Origin of the sequence: Pantoea sp. GbtcB22, assembly GCF_019091025.1 — a bacterium.
In the GTDB taxonomy this organism is placed as follows: Bacteria; Pseudomonadota; Gammaproteobacteria; order Enterobacterales; family Enterobacteriaceae; genus Pantoea; species Pantoea leporis.
This window is the reverse complement of the sequence record NZ_JAGXKB010000829.1, coordinates 1-237: the sequence shown is the minus strand read 5'-3', so window position 1 is coordinate 237 and position 237 is coordinate 1. Positions and strand designations below refer to the sequence as shown.

Annotated in this window: 1 protein-coding gene; it reads right to left on the bottom strand. The window is 49.8% G+C overall.

Annotated elements, in window-relative coordinates:
• The coding region (locus KVT28_RS26800) for an MFS transporter (RefSeq protein WP_217551354.1) at window positions 1–237 on the bottom strand (237 nt) is incomplete at both ends.

The window sequence follows — 237 nt, the reverse complement described above, 5'->3', positions numbered from 1 at the left end:
TTCTGTAAGAACCATTGTCCCTCCACCACCCACACCTTGAATTGATCGGCCGATTAGAAGTATAGAGAAGCCCTTCGCGTCGGCGGCTAGAATCGAGCCTAAAGTGAAGGCTATAACGGCGGTGATGAGGATAATTTTTCGTCCGAAGATATCAGATGCGAGGGAAAAGATGGGTTGAAATACGCAAGAGGCGACGAGGAATGATGTTCCAGCCCAGAACGCCTCTGTAGCTGTTCC